This window comes from Aquibium pacificum (assembly GCF_040839445.1).
Taxonomy (GTDB): domain Bacteria; phylum Pseudomonadota; class Alphaproteobacteria; order Rhizobiales; family Rhizobiaceae; genus Aquibium; species Aquibium pacificus.
Genome location: NZ_JBDPGJ010000002.1, coordinates 716029 through 731671 on the forward strand (window position 1 = coordinate 716029; position 15643 = coordinate 731671).

Genomic DNA, 15643 nt, shown 5'->3' on the forward strand with positions numbered 1-15643 from the left:
CCATGTCCCATATCGAACTCAGGAACGTTACCAAGGTCTTCGGCGCCAAGACGGCGCTGAAGAACCTGGATCTGCAGGTCGAGGACGGACAGTTCTTCGTTCTTCTCGGCGAGACGGGGGCCGGCAAGACCACCACGCTGCGCATCGTCGCCGGACTGGACAAGCCAACGCAGGGCACGGTGCTGATCGACGGCGTCGACGTTGGCGAATGGGGCGCGGCCGAACGCGACGTGGCTCTCGTGCTGCAGCAGTATTCGCTCTACCCCCGCTATACCGTCCGGGAGAACCTGGAATTCCCGCTCAAGTCCAAGATCCGGCGGGTCGAGCCGAGCGAGATCGCATCGCGGGTCGACCGTGTGGCCAAGACCCTGCGCATCCAGCACCTGCTCGACCGCAAGACCGACCGGCTCTCGGGCGGCGAGATGCAGCGCGTCTCGATCGGACGGGCGATCGTGCGCAAGCCGCGTGTCTTCCTGATGGACGAGCCGCTGTCCGCGCTGGACGCAAAGCTGCGTGAGGCGCTTCGCACGGAGTTGAAGAACCTGCAGATGGAACTCGGCGCCACCTTCCTGTTCGTCACGCACGACCAGATCGAGGCAATGTCGATGGGCGACCGGATCGGCGTCTTGAACGGCGGGCGCCTGGTGCAGACCGGCACGCCATACGAGATCTACAACCGGCCGCAGAACACCTTCGTCGCCCGCGCCGTGGGCTCGCCGCCCATGAACCTTCTGGACGGCGACGTCGCGGACGGCCAGGCGGTGGTCGCGCGCTCCGGGACGGGCTTTCCCGTCAGCGGCCGCGTCTCCGCCCAGGTGAACGGCAACGCAGGAAAGCCGCTGATCTTCGGCATCAGGCCCGAGGACATCCGGCTCGAGAGTGGCGGGCCGGGCGAGGCGACCATCCACGACATCGAGGACCACGGGGTGGAAAAGATCCTCACGCTCCGCGCCGGCGAGACGACGCTAAAGGCGACGGTCCCGGCGCGCGAGCGCGTGCGCATCGAAGAGGTCGTCCGCTTCGGCTGGGACGCCGACAAGGTGGTGCTCTTCGACCGCGCGAGCGGGCGCAACCTGGCGGTCGGGTAAGGTCGGACGGGCGGAGAGTTCAACCGGACGGGAATCGTTCCCGGTAGCGTGCGACCACCTCCGGATTGCGCAGGTTTTCCGGCAGTCCTCCCGACAGCACGCGCAGCGCTTCGCGCACGGCGCCTTCGCCCATGCGCTGCATGCTCTCTTCGGTGATGCCGGCCATGTGCGGCGTCAGGATCACGTTGTCGAAAGAGAACAGCGGGCTTTGCGGATCGAGCGGCTGGTCGGCGAAGACGTCGAGCGCCGCGCCGCCGAGGTGGCCGTCCCGCAGCGCCTCAATGAGCGTTTCCTCGTCCACCACCGCGCCGCGCGACACGTTGACGAGCAGCGCGCCGGGTCTCATTTGCGCGATCCGCTCACGCGAGATCAACCCCTTGGTCTGCGGGGTGAGGGGACAGCAGAGTACGACGACGTCGCTGGTTTCGAGCAGCGTCTCCAGTTCGGCTGCCGCCACCCCATCGGGAAGATTGTCCGGGGTGCGGGTCGTCGCGGACACGGAAAGCCCGAACCCTTGCGTCATCCGGTGCACCGTGCGGCCGACATTGCCCATGCCGACGATGCCGAGCCGCCGGCCGGAGAGATCGTGGCCGTGGTCGGCATGCGAGCGCCCGGCGAACCAGCCGTCCCGGCGCAGGTCGCGGTCGACCATGCGGAACCGGCGCAGGAGGGCAAGGATCGCCATGACGACGTGCTCGGCGACCGTCGGCGCGTTGACGGCCGGTACATTGGCCACCAGCACGCCGGCACGCGTGGCGTCCTCGATCGGGATCATGTCGAGCCCGGCGCCGTGGCGGATCGCTGCCCGCAGCCGGGGCGCGGCGTCGAAAAGCGCCGGCGGCAGGGGCGCGCGCACGATGATCACGTCTGCCGTACCCGCCTCCGCGAGGATCGCCTCTGGCGTCGGGCTGCTTGCGACCACGAATTCGGCGGCCGGGGAAAGCATCTCGACGGCCCGCGGATGGATGTCGTTGGTGGAAAAGATCGTCGGGCGGCCGGAGCGGCCGGTCATTTCGCGGCGACCGTCAGGTCGTCCTCGATCCGCGCCGCGGACAGCGCGGACCCGTCGATGATGCCCTTCCAGTAGCTCTCAGCCCCTTGCAGGTGGGCGCTCATCAGCGCCTGCGCCAGGTTGCCGTCGCGACGCACCAGCGCCTCGTAGATCTGGATGTGCTCTGCGTGCGATTTGCGCCCGCGCTCCGGTTCGTTGAAATAGATCGGCAGGCGCTGTTCGCCCATGACATAGTAGACGCTGCAAACCTTGTAGAAGACGCTGTTCTTGGTCGCGCGTACGATCTCGAGGTGGAAGTCCCTGTCCTCGCGCGCGAGCCCTTCGCCCGCCGACAACCTTTCCTCCGACGTCTTCAGGATTTCGCGCAGGCGTACGAAATTTTCCTCCGTCGCCCGGGTGCAGGCGAGTTCGGCGGCCTTGATCTCGTGGATCTTTCTGAGTTCCACCGATTCGTAGATCTGGATCGGATCGAGCGGCAGGCCCGCCTTGGCGAACAGCGCCATCGCCTCCACGCTCGCCTGCTTGGTGGTGAGGAAGATGCCCGACTTGGCGCGGCGTTCGACGATCCGCATCGCTTCGAGGATGGCGAGCGCCTCGCGGATCTGGCCGCGGCTGACCGAAAAATGCTCCGCGAGTTCTCGCTCCGAGGGCGTGCGCCGGCTCTCGGGACTCGACGAGGCATAGAGGTAGGCTGCCAGATCCGGCAGCAGGTTGTTTTCTTTCATGGTCAAGCCCGGTGTATGTGAGCCTCCAGAAACTTCTCGGATATCGTGAAGCCGAGCCCCGGACGATCCGGTATTTCAACCATCCCGTCGCGTGCCGCAACCTCTTCCTCCACCAGATCGTGGATCATCGGGTTTGCGCCGAGCGAGAATTCGATGATGAAGCTCGCCGGCGATGCCGCGCAGATGTGAAGCCCGGCGAAGAAACACGGCGCGCCCGCCCAAAGGTGTGGGGCGAAGCGAAGGTTGAACGCGCTGGCGATGGCGCCGATGCGCATGGCCTCCGTGATGCCGCCGCAGAAGGCCGGATCGGGTTGGAAGATGTCGACGGCGCCGTGGACCGCGAGGTCGCGGAACGCGAAGCGCGTGGTCTCGGATTCGCCGGCCGCGATGGGAATGGTCGAGGCCGCCCGCACCTCCGCCATGCCAGGCTTGTCGTCGCCGATCACCGGCTCCTCGAACCAGGCGAGGTCGCAATCCTCCGCCAGGTGCATGAAGCGCTTGGCGTCGCCGACGGTATAGGTGCCGTGGGCGTCGACCATGATCTCGACGTCGGGTCCGAGGGCCTCGCGCGCCGCCTTGACCCGGGTGGCCGAAACGTGCGGAGCGCCGTCCATGGCACCGACCCGCATCTTCACCGCCTTAAACCCGCCCGACGAGATGTAGGACTTCAGCTGGTCGCCGATCTTGTCGGCCTGTGCCCATCCGCCCGAGGCGTAGGCCGGAAGCCGGTCGGCCTTGCGTCCGCCGAGCAGTTGCCAGACCGGCTGCCCGAGCGATTTCCCGAGAATGTCCCAGAGCGCGATGTCGACGGCGCTGATCGCCGCCACCGTGAGGCCGCGCCGCGACAGGCCCGGCATGGCATGGCCGGCGGCGGCCGCGCTCTCGTGGCGCGCGCCGTTGTAAAGCATCTCCCAGGTACCGGTGATGTCGCCGGCGTCGCGGCCGATGAGTTTCGGGCCGACCTCGGTGTTCAGGAGATGCACGAGGGCGGCATACTCACCCGCGCTGCCGGCGGCGTTCTTGCCTTCGCCCCAGCCGACCAGCCCGTCGTCAGTCTCGATGCGCAGGATGGCGGAATCGAATGTGGTCAGGCGGCCGAAATCGCTTCGGTGCTGTTTCGCCGTTTCGATGGGTATCCGCACCCACCATGCCTGGACGTCTTTGATGCGCATCTAGGGAAGCCTCTCCGCCACCGCCCGCAAAGGGCGGCGCGGGATCTCGCGGGAAACGGTTACTTCATCAGCGGCAGCAGCGTTTCCGCCGTGATGCGCATCTGGTCGGTGTAGAATTTTTCGGTCAGCACCGAGGAGCCGTGGTCCTGGATGAACTTGAGCTGTTCGGGCGAGATGTCGACCGGGTTGCGCTCGACCATGTCCGGGTAGCGGTTGGCCGGCGTGCGGTCGACCGGCGCGACGAACTCGTTGGTCAGCGCGCCGTCGTACCCGACGTCCTTGAGAATGCCCACGAGCTTCTTCCAGTCGATCGTGCCGAGCCCGGCGGCGAAGCGGTTGTTGTCGGCGACGTGGAAGTCGAACAGCCGCTTCCCGGCCTTCCGGATTGCTTCCTCGACGTCGAACTCCTCCATGTGGATGTGATAGGCATCGAGGCAGACGCCGCACTCCGGCGAGACTGCGTCGGCCAGCGCCAGCGCCTGTTCGCCGCGGTTGAACAGGTAGGTCTCGAAGCGGTTGAGCGGCTCGACCGCGACGCGCACGCCGACTTTCTTCGCGTGGCTGAAGCATTCGCGGGTCGCATCGACCACCCACGTCCACTCTTCCTCCTCGGTACCGTCCGGCACGACCTTGCCGACGGTGGCCGGCACGAGGGTGATGATCTCGCCTTCGAGTTCGCTGACCATCGTCAGCACGTCCTTGACGTACTGCACCGAGCGCTCGCGCTGGCCCTGATCCTTTGCCGCGAGGTTGCGCTCGCCGAGCATCAGCGTGACGGAGCCCCAGCAGCGGATGCCGTGCTCCTTCAGAAGCGCGCGCGTCTCCTTCGTCTTGTACTGCTCAGGTTCGCCCGAGATCTCGATCGACTCGTAGCCGAACTTCTTGATCCGCCTGAGTGTGGTTTCCAGCGGTTCGGCGCGCATCCAGTTGTGTGTCGAAAGATGCATAGCTCGCTCCCTAACGTGTTCGAATGCTCCGCCGGCGGCGCGCGACCGCAGGCGTTCTCCTCCCTCCAAAGACAAACCGATTGGAATGATCTGGTTCGACCAAATGAGGCGCGGAACGACAACTATCGCAGATTCCGCCGCGCCGCAAGGATCGCTCCGAAGTCGCGGGAGAAGCGGCTTAATGGCATGAGGCAAAACGAAAAAACTCGCATTTTCGACGTTGGATTGCCTGCGTTCCAGCTTTCCGCATTCTTGACGCGAAGCATCTTTTGGTAATACCAGAGCGTGAGCACGCAATGTTCGTTGCGGAGGTCAGGCAGCTTCACTAGGCTGGCCGCGCATCGAGGAGGGAGGAGCTTCACCATGCCGACGCGGATCAAGGGACCTGCGATCTTTCTCGCCCAGTTCGCGGGCGATGCCGAGCCGTTCAACTCGCTGCCGTCGATCGCCAAATGGGCGGCGGGGCACGGATACAAGGGCGTCCAGATACCGACCTGGGACGGGCGCCTGTTCGACCTGAAGAAGGCCGCCGGATCGAAAGATTACTGCGACGAGGTGAAGGGCGCCTGCGCCGAGGCGGGAGTAGAGGTCACGGAACTGTCGACCCACCTGCAGGGCCAACTCGTCGCCGTGCATCCGGCCTACGACGCGCAGTTCGACGGCTTCGCGCCGCCCGAGGTCCACAACAATCCGAAGGCGCGCCAGCAATGGGCGGTCGAGCAGATGATGCTGGCTGCGAAAGCCTCGCGCAATCTCGGCCTCGACGTCTCCGTTTCCTTTACCGGTGCGCTCGCGTTTCCCTATCTCTATCCTTGGCCGCAGCGCCCCGAGGGGCTGATCGACGAGGCCTTCTCCGAACTCGCGCGGCGCTGGAAGCCGATCCTCGACGCCTACGAGGACGCCGGCGTCGACGTCGGTTACGAGATACATCCCGGCGAGGACGTCTTCGACGGGGCGACCTTCGAAATGTTCCTGGACAAGCTCGCCGGCCACAAGCGCTGCACGATCAACTACGATCCGTCGCACTTCGTGCTGCAGCAGCTCGACTACCTCGCCTTCATCGACATCTACCACGAGCGCATCTCGGCCTTCCACGTGAAGGACGCCGAGTTCAACCCGACCGGCCGCCAGGGCGTCTATTCGGGTTACCAGGGCTGGGTGGACCGCGCCGGCCGTTTCCGCTCGCTGGGCGACGGGCAGGTCGATTTCTCCGGCATCTTCTCCAAGCTGACGCAGTACGGCTATGATTCATGGGCGGTGCTTGAGTGGGAGTGCTGCCTCAAGCATCCGGAGCAGGGCGCCGCCGAGGGCGCGCCCTTCATCGCCCACCACATCATCGACGTGACGGAGAAGGCCTTCGACGATTTCGCTGGCGGCGCCACGGACCGCGCGGCGCTCAGGAAGATGATGGGGATCGAGTGAGAGGGGCCGGGGAGTAAGGGAATAGGGGAGTAGGGCAGTAGGGTACGAAAGCGGCTGCGGCGCCTTCAAGCTTCCCTACTGCCCTGCTGTCTTACTCCCCCATTCCCATATTCCCCCAATCTAGCCGCACCTTCGGGAGGAAAAAATGGTCAGCGGAAAGCGGATCGAGACAGGCGCCGGGCCGATCCGGCTCGGAATGGTCGGCGGCGGGCAGGGTGCCTTCATCGGCGGCGTGCACCGCATCGCGGCACGCCTCGATGGCGAGTTCACGCTGGTCGCCGGCGCGCTGTCGTCGGATCCGGAGCGTGCGAAAGCCTCGGCGGCCGAGCTCGGCCTCGATCCGGAGCGCAGCTACGGGTCCTTCGAGGAAATGGCCAAGGCCGAGGCGAAGCGCGTGGACGGCATCGAGGCGGTGGCGATCGTCACGCCCAACCACATGCACTGGCCGGCGGCGAAGGTTTTCCTGGAGGCCGGCATCCACGTCATCTGCGACAAGCCGCTGACCTCCAGCCTTGGTGACGCGAAGAAGCTGGCGAAGCTCGTGGAAAAGAGCGGCAAGCTGTTCGTGCTCACCCACAACTACACCGGATATCCCATGGTGCGGCACGCGCGCGAGATGGTCGCCAGCGGCCAGCTCGGCGACATCCGGGTGGTGCAGGCGGAGTATCCGCAGGACTGGCTGACCGAGCGGCTCGAGGCCAGCGGTCAGAAACAGGCAGCCTGGCGCACCGATCCGAAGCAGTCGGGCGTCGGCGGGGCCACCGGCGACATCGGCACCCACGCCTACAATCTCGCCCGCTTCGTCACCGGGCTGGAACTGGACAGGCTGTTGGCCGATCTGACCGCCTTCGTGGAAGGCCGTCCCCTCGACGACAATGCCCATGTGATGCTGCGCTTCAAGGGCGGCGCCAAGGGGATGCTTTGGGCGAGCCAGGTGGCGCCCGGCAACGAGAACGCGCTGAAGCTGCGAGTCTACGGCACCAAGGGCGGACTGGAGTGGGAGCAGGAGCAGCCGAACCATCTATGGTTCACGCCGTTCGGCCAGCCCAAGCAGCTGATCACGCGCGGCGGGGCCGGGGCGGGCGCTGCCGCGGGACGTGTCAGCCGCACGCCATCCGGGCATCCGGAGGGATATCTGGAAGGCTTCGCCAACATCTATGCCGAGGCCGCCAGGGCCATTCGCGCCGCGCGCAAGAAGGGCGGGAAGCTTGCGAAGGACGTGGTCTTTCCGACCGTCACCGACGGCGTCGAGGGTGTCGCCTTCGTCGAGGCCTGCGTGAAGTCGTCAGCCAAGAACGCGGCCTGGACCAAGCTTTAGCCGGGGGCGGAGGCGGAGGAGGATCCATGAAGATCGGCATGTGCATGTTCCTGTGGACGACCTCCGTCTCGCAGGATCACCGGGCGCTGCTGGAAGACCTGAAGGTGACCGGCTTCGACGGCGTCGAGGTGCCGGTCTTCGAGGGACAGCCGGACGACTACGCGCGGCTCGGCCGGATGCTCGACCAGATCGGTCTCGAACGGACGGCGGTGGCTGCGATCGGCGATCCTGCGATGAACCTGATCTCGGCAAACGCTTCCGAGCGGGCGGCGGGCGTGGCGCAGGTGAAATGGGCGCTCGACTGCTCGCAAGCTCTGGGCGCGAAGATCCTGTGCGGGCCGCTGCATTCGCCGCTGGGGTATTTTTCGGGTGAGGGACCGACGGCGGACGAATTCAAGCGCTCGGTCGAGGTGCAGCGGCAGATCGGAGAACACGCGGCCGCGCGCGGGGTCACCGTCGCGCTCGAGGCGCTGAACCGCTTCGAGTGCTACCTCCTCAACACGATGGAAGGCCTCTCCGCGCATATCGACGTGATCGGGCATCCGAACATCCGGGCGATGTACGACACCTTCCATGCCAACATCGAGGAGAAGGCGCCGGTCGAGGCCTTCACGCGCAACCTGCGCAACATCGTGCACGTCCACATCTCGGAGAACGACCGTGGCGTGCCCGGCTCGGGCAACATTCCGTGGGAGGAGACCTTCGCGGCCATCCGCGCCAGCGGTTATGACGGCTGGCTGACCATCGAGGCGTTCGGCCGCGCGCTGAAGGATCTCGCCGCCGCCACCAAGGTCTGGCGCGACCTGGCCGAGAGCCCGCAAGCCGTCTACCGCGACGGCTACCGCCATATCCGCGCGCATCTGGATCGCGCCGCCTGAATGATGGGCACGCCGATCGACGGCGCCCGAAGCCGAATCTGACACACAGAGGACGGCCGCACGGCCACCAAGGGAGGAAAGAATGCCTGGCAAGAAGATACTGATGCTGACCGGCGAATTCACCGAGGAATACGAGATCTTCGTGTTCCAGCAGGCGATGGAGGCGGTCGGCCACACGGTCCACGTCGTGTGCCCGGACAAGAACGCGGGCGACAAGATCCAGACTTCGCTGCACGACTTCGAGGGGCATCAGACCTACACCGAGAAGTACGGCCACCTTGCCGACATCAACAAGACCTTCTCGGAGGCCGAGCGGCAGCTCGACCAGTATCACGCCGTCTATTGCGCCGGCGGACGCGGGCCGGAATACATCCGTACCGACAAGCGCGTGCAGGCGATGGTGCGGCATTTCCACGAGACGCAGAAGCCGATCTTCACCATCTGCCACGGCGTACAGATCCTGGTCGCGGTCGACGGCGTGGTGCGTGGCAAGAAGGTCGGCGCGCTGGGCGCCTGCGAACCCGAGGTGACGCTCGCGGGCGGCACCTACATCGACCTGTCGCCGACGGAAGCCTATGTCGACGGCACCATGGTGTCCGCCAAGGGCTGGACCGCGCTCGCAGCCTTCATCCGCGAATGCCTGAAGGTCCTGGGCACGGAAATCCGCCACAGCTGATCTGGGGCGGTCGTTTTGCAGCTCCGGGGTATCAACTCCCCCGGAGCTTGAACCGGGCAGCCTCGAACAGGGCCGTCCTCACCGCGGTCTCGGCGTCGATGACGGTCGTGGTCATTCCCGCCTCCTCCAACGCTGCCGAGTATAGGTCGGCCAGCCCACCCGAGGCGATCAGGATCACCTCGTTGCCCGCAGTCGCGAACTGGCTGCGGGCGCCAGCGATCTCGGCGCCGATGAGGTAGCCCGAAAGGGCGGCGGCGGCGGCGTCCGGCGGAAATTCGCCCAACAGGCCTTCGGCGCGGATCGAAAACAGGCTGGACGGCAGCGCGGACGGGTTCTCAAGCACTGTGCGCAGGCGCTCGCGAAACACCGGGCTCTGCCCGTCCGCCTGTCGCGAGGAACCGACCGAGTGGCGCAGGATGGAGTGCTCGCACAGCAGCGAGAACATCTCGCCCGTCAGGAAGGTCCGGAAGCCGGTCACCGTCGCGTCCTTCACCTGCACCCACTTGGAATGCGTGCCAGGCAGGCAGAGAAGGTAGTCGCCGGCCGCGAAACGGGCGACCGCGCCGGCGATCTGCGTTTCCTCGCCGCGCATGACGTCGGCGACTGGTGCGCGCTGGCAGAGGCCCGGAAGGATCCAGACCGGTCGCGCCGCCGCCTCGACGGGAGTGGCCGCTTCCAGAATCGCGTCCACCGCGACGGGTACTTCGAGATAGCGGATTTCCTTCCAGCCCTGCCGCGCGCCGGCCATGCCGCAGATCATCGCCGGCAGTCCGGAAGGTGCCCGAAGGGCGGCAAGTTCCCGCTCCAGCACGGCGCCGAATTCGCCGCGCGACAGCTTCGCCATTCCCTGGTCGGAGCGGGTTTCGGAGAGGACCTGGCCGGTTTCGTCCAGAAGCCAGACGCGCAGGCTCGTGGTTCCCCAGTCGACTGCGGCCACGAAGGGCCGCGAACTTGCGGTCTGCGATGTCATTGCTCGCCCTGAAAGCGCACCGGGGAGGACCCGGGCCGCGGCTTCGTCGATCGTCTTTCCTACGGGGATGCGGCTGCCACCGTCGCGTCGACCCGTTCCCTGCCCTCGACGATCACAACCTCGACAGCCTTCGCCGCGGCGTCGGCATCGCCGGCACTGATGGCGTCGACGATCAGGCGGTGGTTCTCGGCACTGGTCATGTGCCGGTCCGGCTGACCAAAGGGCGAACTGATCCTGAAGCTGGTCACCAGAGCCGCCTCGATCAGGTTCCCGACGGAATACATGAAAGGGTTCCTGGAAGCATCGAGCAGGGCGATGTGGAAATCGAGGTCGGCGAGTGCGAACGCCTCGACCGAATCGGCACGTCGCATCGCCTCGGCGCAGGTGTAGAGGGCGTCGATGTCCTGCCGCGAGGCCTTGGCGCAGGCCAGCCGCGCCGCGAACGGCTCGAAAGCTAGGCGCATCTCGGACAAGTGATTGAGGAAGGTGCGGTCGACGCCGCTGTCCAGATGCCAGTTGAGCACGTCGGCGTCGAACAGGTTCCACGTGATGCGTGGCGTCACGCGCGTGCCTATGCGCGCCTTCGGGACGACCAGGCCCTTGGCGGTGAGCGTCTTCATGGCTTCCCGCAGGACGGTACGCGACACTTCGAACCGGGCCGCAAGTTCCGCATCGCCGGGCAGGACGGTGCCCGGCTTGTAGACGCCGCTGACGATGGACTTACCGAGCTCGTTCACCACATGGGAATGGCTGTTCCTCACGAAGGTGCCCGAGATTGCCGACTTCAGCACGGTTCTGTCTCAACGCGCATGATGCGGCGTCGTCCTCTCTCGATTGGTTACCAGGACCAGGCCCTTCTGCAGAAGGATGAAGGCGAAGAGCAGCAGCCCGATCACGATTTTCGTCCACCAGCTCGACAGCGAGCCGTCGAAGACGATGTAGGTCTGGATGAGGCCCATGATCAGCACCCCGATGAACGTGCCCGCCACGAAACCGCTGCCGCCGGTCAGAAGGGTTCCTCCGATGACGACGGCCGCGATCGCGTCGAGTTCAACTCCGACCGTGGCCAGCGAGTAGCCGGCTGAAGTGTAGATCGCAAACACTATTCCCGCGAGTCCGGCGAAGAATCCCGACAGCGCATAGATAGCCATCGTCGTCTGGGCGACGGGAACGCCCATCAGACGCGCGGTCTGCACGCCGCCGCCAAGCGCATAGACATTGGCGCCGAAGCGCGTCCGGTGCGCAACGATCATGCCCGCCAGGAAGGTGACCAGCATCAGGCCGCCGATGAAGGTGAGGCGCCCCTTGCCCGGCATCAGCCAGTAGAAACCCTGCAACTGGTCGAAGAACTCGTGGGTGATCGGGACGGAATCGATCGTCAGCACGTAGGCCATGCCGCGCGCGAGGAACATTCCGGCCAGGGTGACGATGAAGGGCGGCATCTCCAGAAAATGGATGATCGCGCCCATGCTAGCCCCGAACAGCGTCGTGACCGCCAAAAGCGCGACGAAGACGGGGATCGGATGCAACCCGGTGTCGCGCAGCAGCACCGCGATGAAGACGCCGGAGAAGGCGATCACGGAGCCGATCGAAAGATCGATGCCGCCCGACAGGATGACGAAGGTCATGCCGACGGCGGCGATGCCGAGGAAGGCGTTGTCGGTGAGCAGGTTGCCGATCACGCGTGTCGAAAGCATGTTCGGATACTGCGAATAGCACACGGCGTAGGCGGCGATGAAGATCACCACCGTCGCGGTGAGCGGGAGAAGTCGCGCGTTCATTGCGGCACCGTCCGGGTTCGCGCCGCCGCATCCTGCGGCGTGCGCCGGAAGAAGACCATAGTCGTGTGCGCCCGCGGCGATTGCAGGACGAGAATGACGAGGATGATCGCCGCCTTGATGACGAGGTTGAATTCGGGTGGAAAGCCCGACAGCAGGATGCCCGTGTTCATCGCCTGGATGATCATCGCGCCGATGAGCGAGGCGCAGAGGGAGAAGCGGCCGCCGAGCAGCGAATTGCCGCCGACGACCACGGCGAGGATGGCGTCGAGTTCGAGCCACAGGCCGGCATTGTTGGCGTCGGCCCCCCGGATGTCGGCGGCCGCTATGATCCCGGCGAGCGCCGCGCACAGCCCCGATGTCATGTAGACGGCGATGAGCAGTACCCGCGCGTTGACGCCGGCGAGCGCGGAGGCCCGAAGGTTGATCCCGATCGCCTCGATCAGCATGCCGAGCGCGCTGCGGCGGACGATAAATGCCACGAGAAGACCGGTGGCGATCCAGATCACGACCGGAGTCGGCACGGTCAGGATGGAGCCGGAGCCGAAGAAGATCAGGCTCTCGTCGTTGAAAGTGAGGATCGCGCCTTCGGTGATGAGCTGCGCTATGCCCCGCCCCGCCACCATGAGGATCAGCGTAGCGACGATCGGCTGGATGCGCAGCACCGCCACGAGGAAGCCGTTCCAGAGTCCGCACAGAAGCCCGGCGATCAGCGCCATGGCGAGCGTGGCGGCCAGTCCGTAGCCTTCGGTGATGCCCCACGCGGAGACCGCGCCGCAGATCGCCATCACGGCACCGACCGAAAGGTCGATGCCCCTGGTCGCGATCACCAGCGTCATGCCGATCGCCAGCAGCGCGACCGGCGCGCCGCGGTTCAGGATGTCGATCGGGCTGCCGAACAGGCGCCCGTTGGCGAGGCTGATCTGGAAGAAGCCCGGGAAGACCAGCGCGATGAGGCCGATCACCGCCGCCAGCGTCAGGAGCTGGGGCGCGATGCGGCGCAGGAACCGTGCAAGACCGGTCAAGCGGCGTCCTCCACCTGCGAAGCCGCAATCGCTTCCACCATGTTGCCGGTCGTGATGTCCTCACCGACCAGTTCGGCGACGTGCTGTCGATCGCGCACGACCACCACGCGGTGGCTGTAGGCGACCAGTTCGTCGAGTTCCGACGAAATGACCAGCAGCGACATCCCGCCCGCGCAGAGTTCCTCGATCAGCCGGATGATCTCGGCATGGGCGCCCACGTCGATGCCGCGCGTCGGTTCGTCGAGGATGAGGAAGACGGGGTTGGTGGCGAGCCAGCGCGCCAGCATCACCTTCTGCTGGTTGCCCCCCGACAGGAGCCCGACCGGCTTGTCCGCGTCCGGCGTTCGGATGTCGAGGCGGCGGATGAAATCCTCGGCCATGGCGTTCTGCTGGCGCAGCGGCAGCCGACGCGCCCAGCCCATGCGGGCCTGGAGCGCCAGGGCTATGTTCTCGCGTACGCTCAGGTCGGCGATGATGCCGTCGCTCTTGCGGTCCTCCGGGCTGAAGCCGAAGCCGGCGGCGATCGCGTCGCGCGGCGAGGCGAGCCTCAGTGGCCTGCCGTCCTGTGCGGCGGTGCCGCTGTCGTGCGGCGTGAGACCGAACAGCGTCTCCGCCGTCTCGGTCCGTCCCGAACCAAGGAGGCCGGCCATGCCGACGACCTCGCCGGGCCTGATCTCGAGGTCGAACGGCGTGATGCGGCCCTTGCGGCCGAACCCGCGGAACGCCAGCCTCGGCTCGGCGGTCGGGAGGTCCTTGCGGCCGGTGGTTCGCGTCTCGCCCTCGAGGTCGCGCCCCAGCATCATGTTGACCAGTTCGACGCGGTCGAGGTCGGCGGTCGGCTTGGTCCCGACGAGCCGGCCGTTGCGAAGGACGGTGATGCGGTCCGAAATCTCGAAGACCTGATCGAGGAAATGCGAGATGAAGACGATCCCAAGCCCACGATGTTTGAGCGAGCGCACGATGTCGAAGAGCATGTGTACTTCGTGGGAATCGAGGCTGGCGGTCGGTTCGTCGAGCACCAGGACCTTGCCGGAGAGCATGACGGCCCGGGCGATCGCGACGACCTGCTGCACTGCGACCGAATAGCTGTCGAGGCTGCGCGACACGTCGATGGCCAGCCCGTACTGCGCCAGCGTCTCCCTGGCCTGGCGGTTCATCCGTCGGCCCGAAACCATGCCGAAGCGCATCGGCTGGTGCCCGAGGAAAAGGTTTTCCGCGACCGACATCTTCGGCAGCAGGTTCACCTCCTGGTAGACCGTGCCGATCCCGTAGCGCTGCGCGTCGAGCGTGTTGCGCGGGTCGATCGACTGTCCTTCCAGGCGGATATCGCCCGCGTCACGCCGGTAGGCGCCGGTCAGGCACTTGATCAGCGTCGATTTGCCGGCGCCGTTCTCCCCCAGCAGGGCATGCACTTCCCCGGCGTGAAGCGTGAAGTCCACGCGATCGAGCGCGATCGTCCCGGGAAATGACTTGGAAACGGCCTCGGCGCAAAGAAGCGGCGGGCTGACGGCCACGGCGTCCATCCTTTCGACTGGTTCCTCCCCCTCGTCCGGCGAACGTCATACACGGGACGTCCGAAGTCCAGACGAGCCGAGAGGCGGCCGGTTTCCCCGCCGCCTCTCCCACCCGGTGTCAGTAGCCGAGGTCCTTGCGGCGATCGTACTCGCCCTGCGGATCGTCCGCCTGGGTGTAGAGCTTCGATTCCGTCTGGATGAACTTCTCCGGCATGGTGCCGTCCTTCATGTACGCGGCAAGCGCATCGAAGGCCGGACCGGCCATGTTCGGCGTCAGTTCCACGGTGGCGTTGGCCTCGCCGGCGGCCATGGCCTTGAAGATGTCCGGCACGGCGTCGATCGAGACGACGAGGATGTCTTCGCCGGGCTTCAGGCCGGCTTCCTTGATGGCCTGGATGGCGCCGACGGCCATGTCGTCATTGTGGGCGTAGAGCGCGCAGATGTCGCCGCCGCCGCCTTCGGCCTTGAGGAAGCTCTCCATGACTTCCTTGCCCTTGGTGCGGGTGAAGTCGCCGGTCTGGCTGCGGGTGATCTTGATGTTATCGTGGCCCTTGATGGCGTTCTCGAAACCGGTCTTGCGATCGATCGCCGGCGACGACCCGGTCGTGCCCTGCAATTCGACGACGTTGCAGGGTTTGCCGGCCACGGTGTCGACGAGCCACTGGCCCGCGACCGCGCCTTCATGCACCAGGTCGGAGCCGACGGCGGTCAGGTAGAGGTCCTTGGAGGAGTCCACCATGCGGTCGAGCAGGACCACCGGGATCTCGGCTTCCTTGGCTTCCTCGAGCACCGAGTCCCAGCCGGTAGCGACGACGGGAGCGAGCAGGATCGCGTCGACACCCTGGGCGATGAAGGAGCGCAGGGCCTTGATCTGGTTCTCCTGCTTCTGCTGGGCATCGGCGAACTTCAGGTCGATGCCGCGTTCCTCGGCCTGCTGGCGCGTGAGCGTGGTTTCGGCGGCGCGCCAGCCGGACTCGGAACCGATCTGGGAAAACCCGATCGTCTGCGCCATCGCACCGGACGTCATCATGGTCAACGACACGAGTACACCCGCGCCGAATAGTGCTTTGCTGCGAAGCATTTCATTCCTCCCTTGCAGTGAATGGGCGAGTGCCCGC

15 protein-coding genes are annotated in these 15643 nt (G+C 66.0%); 5 read left to right on the top strand and 10 right to left on the bottom strand.

Annotated elements, in window-relative coordinates:
* The first annotated feature begins 2 nt into the window (after positions 1 to 2).
* The gene (locus ABGN05_RS09855) at positions 3 to 1088 is read left to right on the top strand and encodes an ABC transporter ATP-binding protein (protein WP_367953833.1); all 1086 of its coding nucleotides are present in this window, start codon (positions 3 to 5) and stop codon (positions 1086 to 1088) included.
* A 19-nt stretch (positions 1089 to 1107) separates the two neighbouring features.
* Here the strand turns inward: ABGN05_RS09855 and ABGN05_RS09860 are convergent, their stop codons facing one another.
* Genes ABGN05_RS09860 through ABGN05_RS09875 form a run of 4 tightly spaced genes read right to left on the bottom strand, consistent with a single transcriptional unit; the run spans position 1108 to position 4944 of the window.
* Positions 1108 to 2100 (bottom strand): hydroxyacid dehydrogenase, encoded by a 993-nt coding sequence (locus tag ABGN05_RS09860; RefSeq protein WP_367953834.1) that lies wholly within the window; start codon positions 2098 to 2100, stop codon positions 1108 to 1110.
* A complete protein-coding gene (locus ABGN05_RS09865) occupies positions 2097 to 2825 on the bottom strand; it encodes a FadR/GntR family transcriptional regulator (RefSeq protein ID WP_367953835.1) in 729 nt (242 codons plus the stop codon). Before ABGN05_RS09865 ends, ABGN05_RS09860 begins: the two co-directional genes overlap by 4 nt.
* A gap of 2 nt (positions 2826 to 2827) precedes the next feature.
* On the bottom strand, positions 2828 to 3997 hold the full coding sequence (locus ABGN05_RS09870; protein ID WP_367953836.1) for a mandelate racemase/muconate lactonizing enzyme family protein: 1170 nt from the start codon (positions 3995 to 3997) through the stop codon (positions 2828 to 2830).
* Positions 3998 to 4056: 59 nt separating this feature from the next.
* On the bottom strand, positions 4057 to 4944 hold the full coding sequence (locus ABGN05_RS09875) for a sugar phosphate isomerase/epimerase family protein (protein ID WP_367953837.1): 888 nt from the start codon (positions 4942 to 4944) through the stop codon (positions 4057 to 4059).
* Between the two features lie 363 nt (positions 4945 to 5307).
* Between ABGN05_RS09875 and ABGN05_RS09880 the strand changes: the two genes are divergently transcribed.
* The 4 genes from ABGN05_RS09880 to ABGN05_RS09895 all read left to right on the top strand — a co-directional run bounded on the left by ABGN05_RS09880 (position 5308) and on the right by ABGN05_RS09895 (position 9238).
* Positions 5308 to 6366 carry a sugar phosphate isomerase/epimerase family protein gene (locus tag ABGN05_RS09880; protein ID WP_367953838.1) on the top strand — a complete coding sequence of 353 codons (1059 nt, stop codon included), beginning with the start codon at positions 5308 to 5310 and terminating at the stop codon, positions 6364 to 6366.
* Positions 6367 to 6511: 145 nt separating this feature from the next.
* Complete coding sequence (locus tag ABGN05_RS09885; protein ID WP_367953839.1) at positions 6512 to 7684, top strand: Gfo/Idh/MocA family protein; 1173 nt, start codon at positions 6512 to 6514, stop codon at positions 7682 to 7684.
* Positions 7685 to 7710: 26 nt separating this feature from the next.
* A complete protein-coding gene (locus ABGN05_RS09890) occupies positions 7711 to 8562 on the top strand; it encodes a sugar phosphate isomerase/epimerase family protein (RefSeq protein WP_367953840.1) in 852 nt (283 codons plus the stop codon).
* Between the two features lie 82 nt (positions 8563 to 8644).
* A complete protein-coding gene (locus tag ABGN05_RS09895; RefSeq protein ID WP_367953841.1) occupies positions 8645 to 9238 on the top strand; it encodes a DJ-1/PfpI family protein in 594 nt (197 codons plus the stop codon).
* A 31-nt stretch (positions 9239 to 9269) separates the two neighbouring features.
* Here ABGN05_RS09895 and ABGN05_RS09900 read toward each other — a convergent pair whose 3' ends face one another.
* The 6 genes from ABGN05_RS09900 to ytfQ form a co-directional block, all read right to left on the bottom strand.
* Positions 9270 to 10208, bottom strand: coding sequence for a 2-dehydro-3-deoxygalactonokinase (locus ABGN05_RS09900; RefSeq protein ID WP_367953842.1), 939 nt, complete (start codon positions 10206 to 10208; stop codon positions 9270 to 9272).
* Between the two features lie 59 nt (positions 10209 to 10267).
* The gene (locus ABGN05_RS09905; RefSeq protein ID WP_373695911.1) at positions 10268 to 10999 is read right to left on the bottom strand and encodes a FadR/GntR family transcriptional regulator; all 732 of its coding nucleotides are present in this window, start codon (positions 10997 to 10999) and stop codon (positions 10268 to 10270) included.
* A gap of 9 nt (positions 11000 to 11008) precedes the next feature.
* Positions 11009 to 11989, bottom strand: a complete 981-nt coding sequence (gene yjfF / locus ABGN05_RS09910; RefSeq protein ID WP_367953843.1) for a galactofuranose ABC transporter, permease protein YjfF — start codon at positions 11987 to 11989, stop codon at positions 11009 to 11011.
* Positions 11986 to 13011, bottom strand: a complete 1026-nt coding sequence (locus ABGN05_RS09915) for an ABC transporter permease (protein ID WP_367953844.1) — start codon at positions 13009 to 13011, stop codon at positions 11986 to 11988. Before ABGN05_RS09915 ends, yjfF begins: the two co-directional genes overlap by 4 nt.
* A complete protein-coding gene (gene ytfR, locus ABGN05_RS09920; protein ID WP_367953845.1) occupies positions 13008 to 14534 on the bottom strand; it encodes a galactofuranose ABC transporter, ATP-binding protein YtfR in 1527 nt (508 codons plus the stop codon). Before ytfR ends, ABGN05_RS09915 begins: the two co-directional genes overlap by 4 nt.
* Before the next feature lie 109 nt (positions 14535 to 14643).
* The gene (ytfQ, locus tag ABGN05_RS09925) at positions 14644 to 15606 is read right to left on the bottom strand and encodes a galactofuranose ABC transporter, galactofuranose-binding protein YtfQ (protein WP_367953846.1); all 963 of its coding nucleotides are present in this window, start codon (positions 15604 to 15606) and stop codon (positions 14644 to 14646) included.
* Positions 15607 to 15643: the final 37 nt, after the last annotated feature.

What these genes read in the sequence shown, in the direction of transcription:
- ABGN05_RS09855 (WP_367953833.1), top strand. Translation starts at nt 3, where the DNA reads ATGTCCCATATCGAACTCAGGAACGTTACCAAGGTCTTCGGCGCCAAG.
- ABGN05_RS09860 (WP_367953834.1), bottom strand. Translation starts at nt 2,100, where the DNA reads ATGACCGGCCGCTCCGGCCGCCCGACGATCTTTTCCACCAACGACATC.
- ABGN05_RS09865 (WP_367953835.1), bottom strand. Translation starts at nt 2,825, where the DNA reads ATGAAAGAAAACAACCTGCTGCCGGATCTGGCAGCCTACCTCTATGCC.
- ABGN05_RS09870 (WP_367953836.1), bottom strand. Translation starts at nt 3,997, where the DNA reads ATGCGCATCAAAGACGTCCAGGCATGGTGGGTGCGGATACCCATCGAA.
- ABGN05_RS09875 (WP_367953837.1), bottom strand. Translation starts at nt 4,944, where the DNA reads ATGCATCTTTCGACACACAACTGGATGCGCGCCGAACCGCTGGAAACC.
- ABGN05_RS09880 (WP_367953838.1), top strand. Translation starts at nt 5,308, where the DNA reads ATGCCGACGCGGATCAAGGGACCTGCGATCTTTCTCGCCCAGTTCGCG.
- ABGN05_RS09885 (WP_367953839.1), top strand. Translation starts at nt 6,512, where the DNA reads ATGGTCAGCGGAAAGCGGATCGAGACAGGCGCCGGGCCGATCCGGCTC.
- ABGN05_RS09890 (WP_367953840.1), top strand. Translation starts at nt 7,711, where the DNA reads ATGAAGATCGGCATGTGCATGTTCCTGTGGACGACCTCCGTCTCGCAG.
- ABGN05_RS09895 (WP_367953841.1), top strand. Translation starts at nt 8,645, where the DNA reads ATGCCTGGCAAGAAGATACTGATGCTGACCGGCGAATTCACCGAGGAA.
- ABGN05_RS09900 (WP_367953842.1), bottom strand. Translation starts at nt 10,208, where the DNA reads ATGACATCGCAGACCGCAAGTTCGCGGCCCTTCGTGGCCGCAGTCGAC.
- yjfF (WP_367953843.1), bottom strand. Translation starts at nt 11,989, where the DNA reads ATGAACGCGCGACTTCTCCCGCTCACCGCGACGGTGGTGATCTTCATC.
- ytfR (WP_367953845.1), bottom strand. Translation starts at nt 14,534, where the DNA reads ATGGACGCCGTGGCCGTCAGCCCGCCGCTTCTTTGCGCCGAGGCCGTT.
- ytfQ (WP_367953846.1), bottom strand. Translation starts at nt 15,606, where the DNA reads ATGCTTCGCAGCAAAGCACTATTCGGCGCGGGTGTACTCGTGTCGTTG.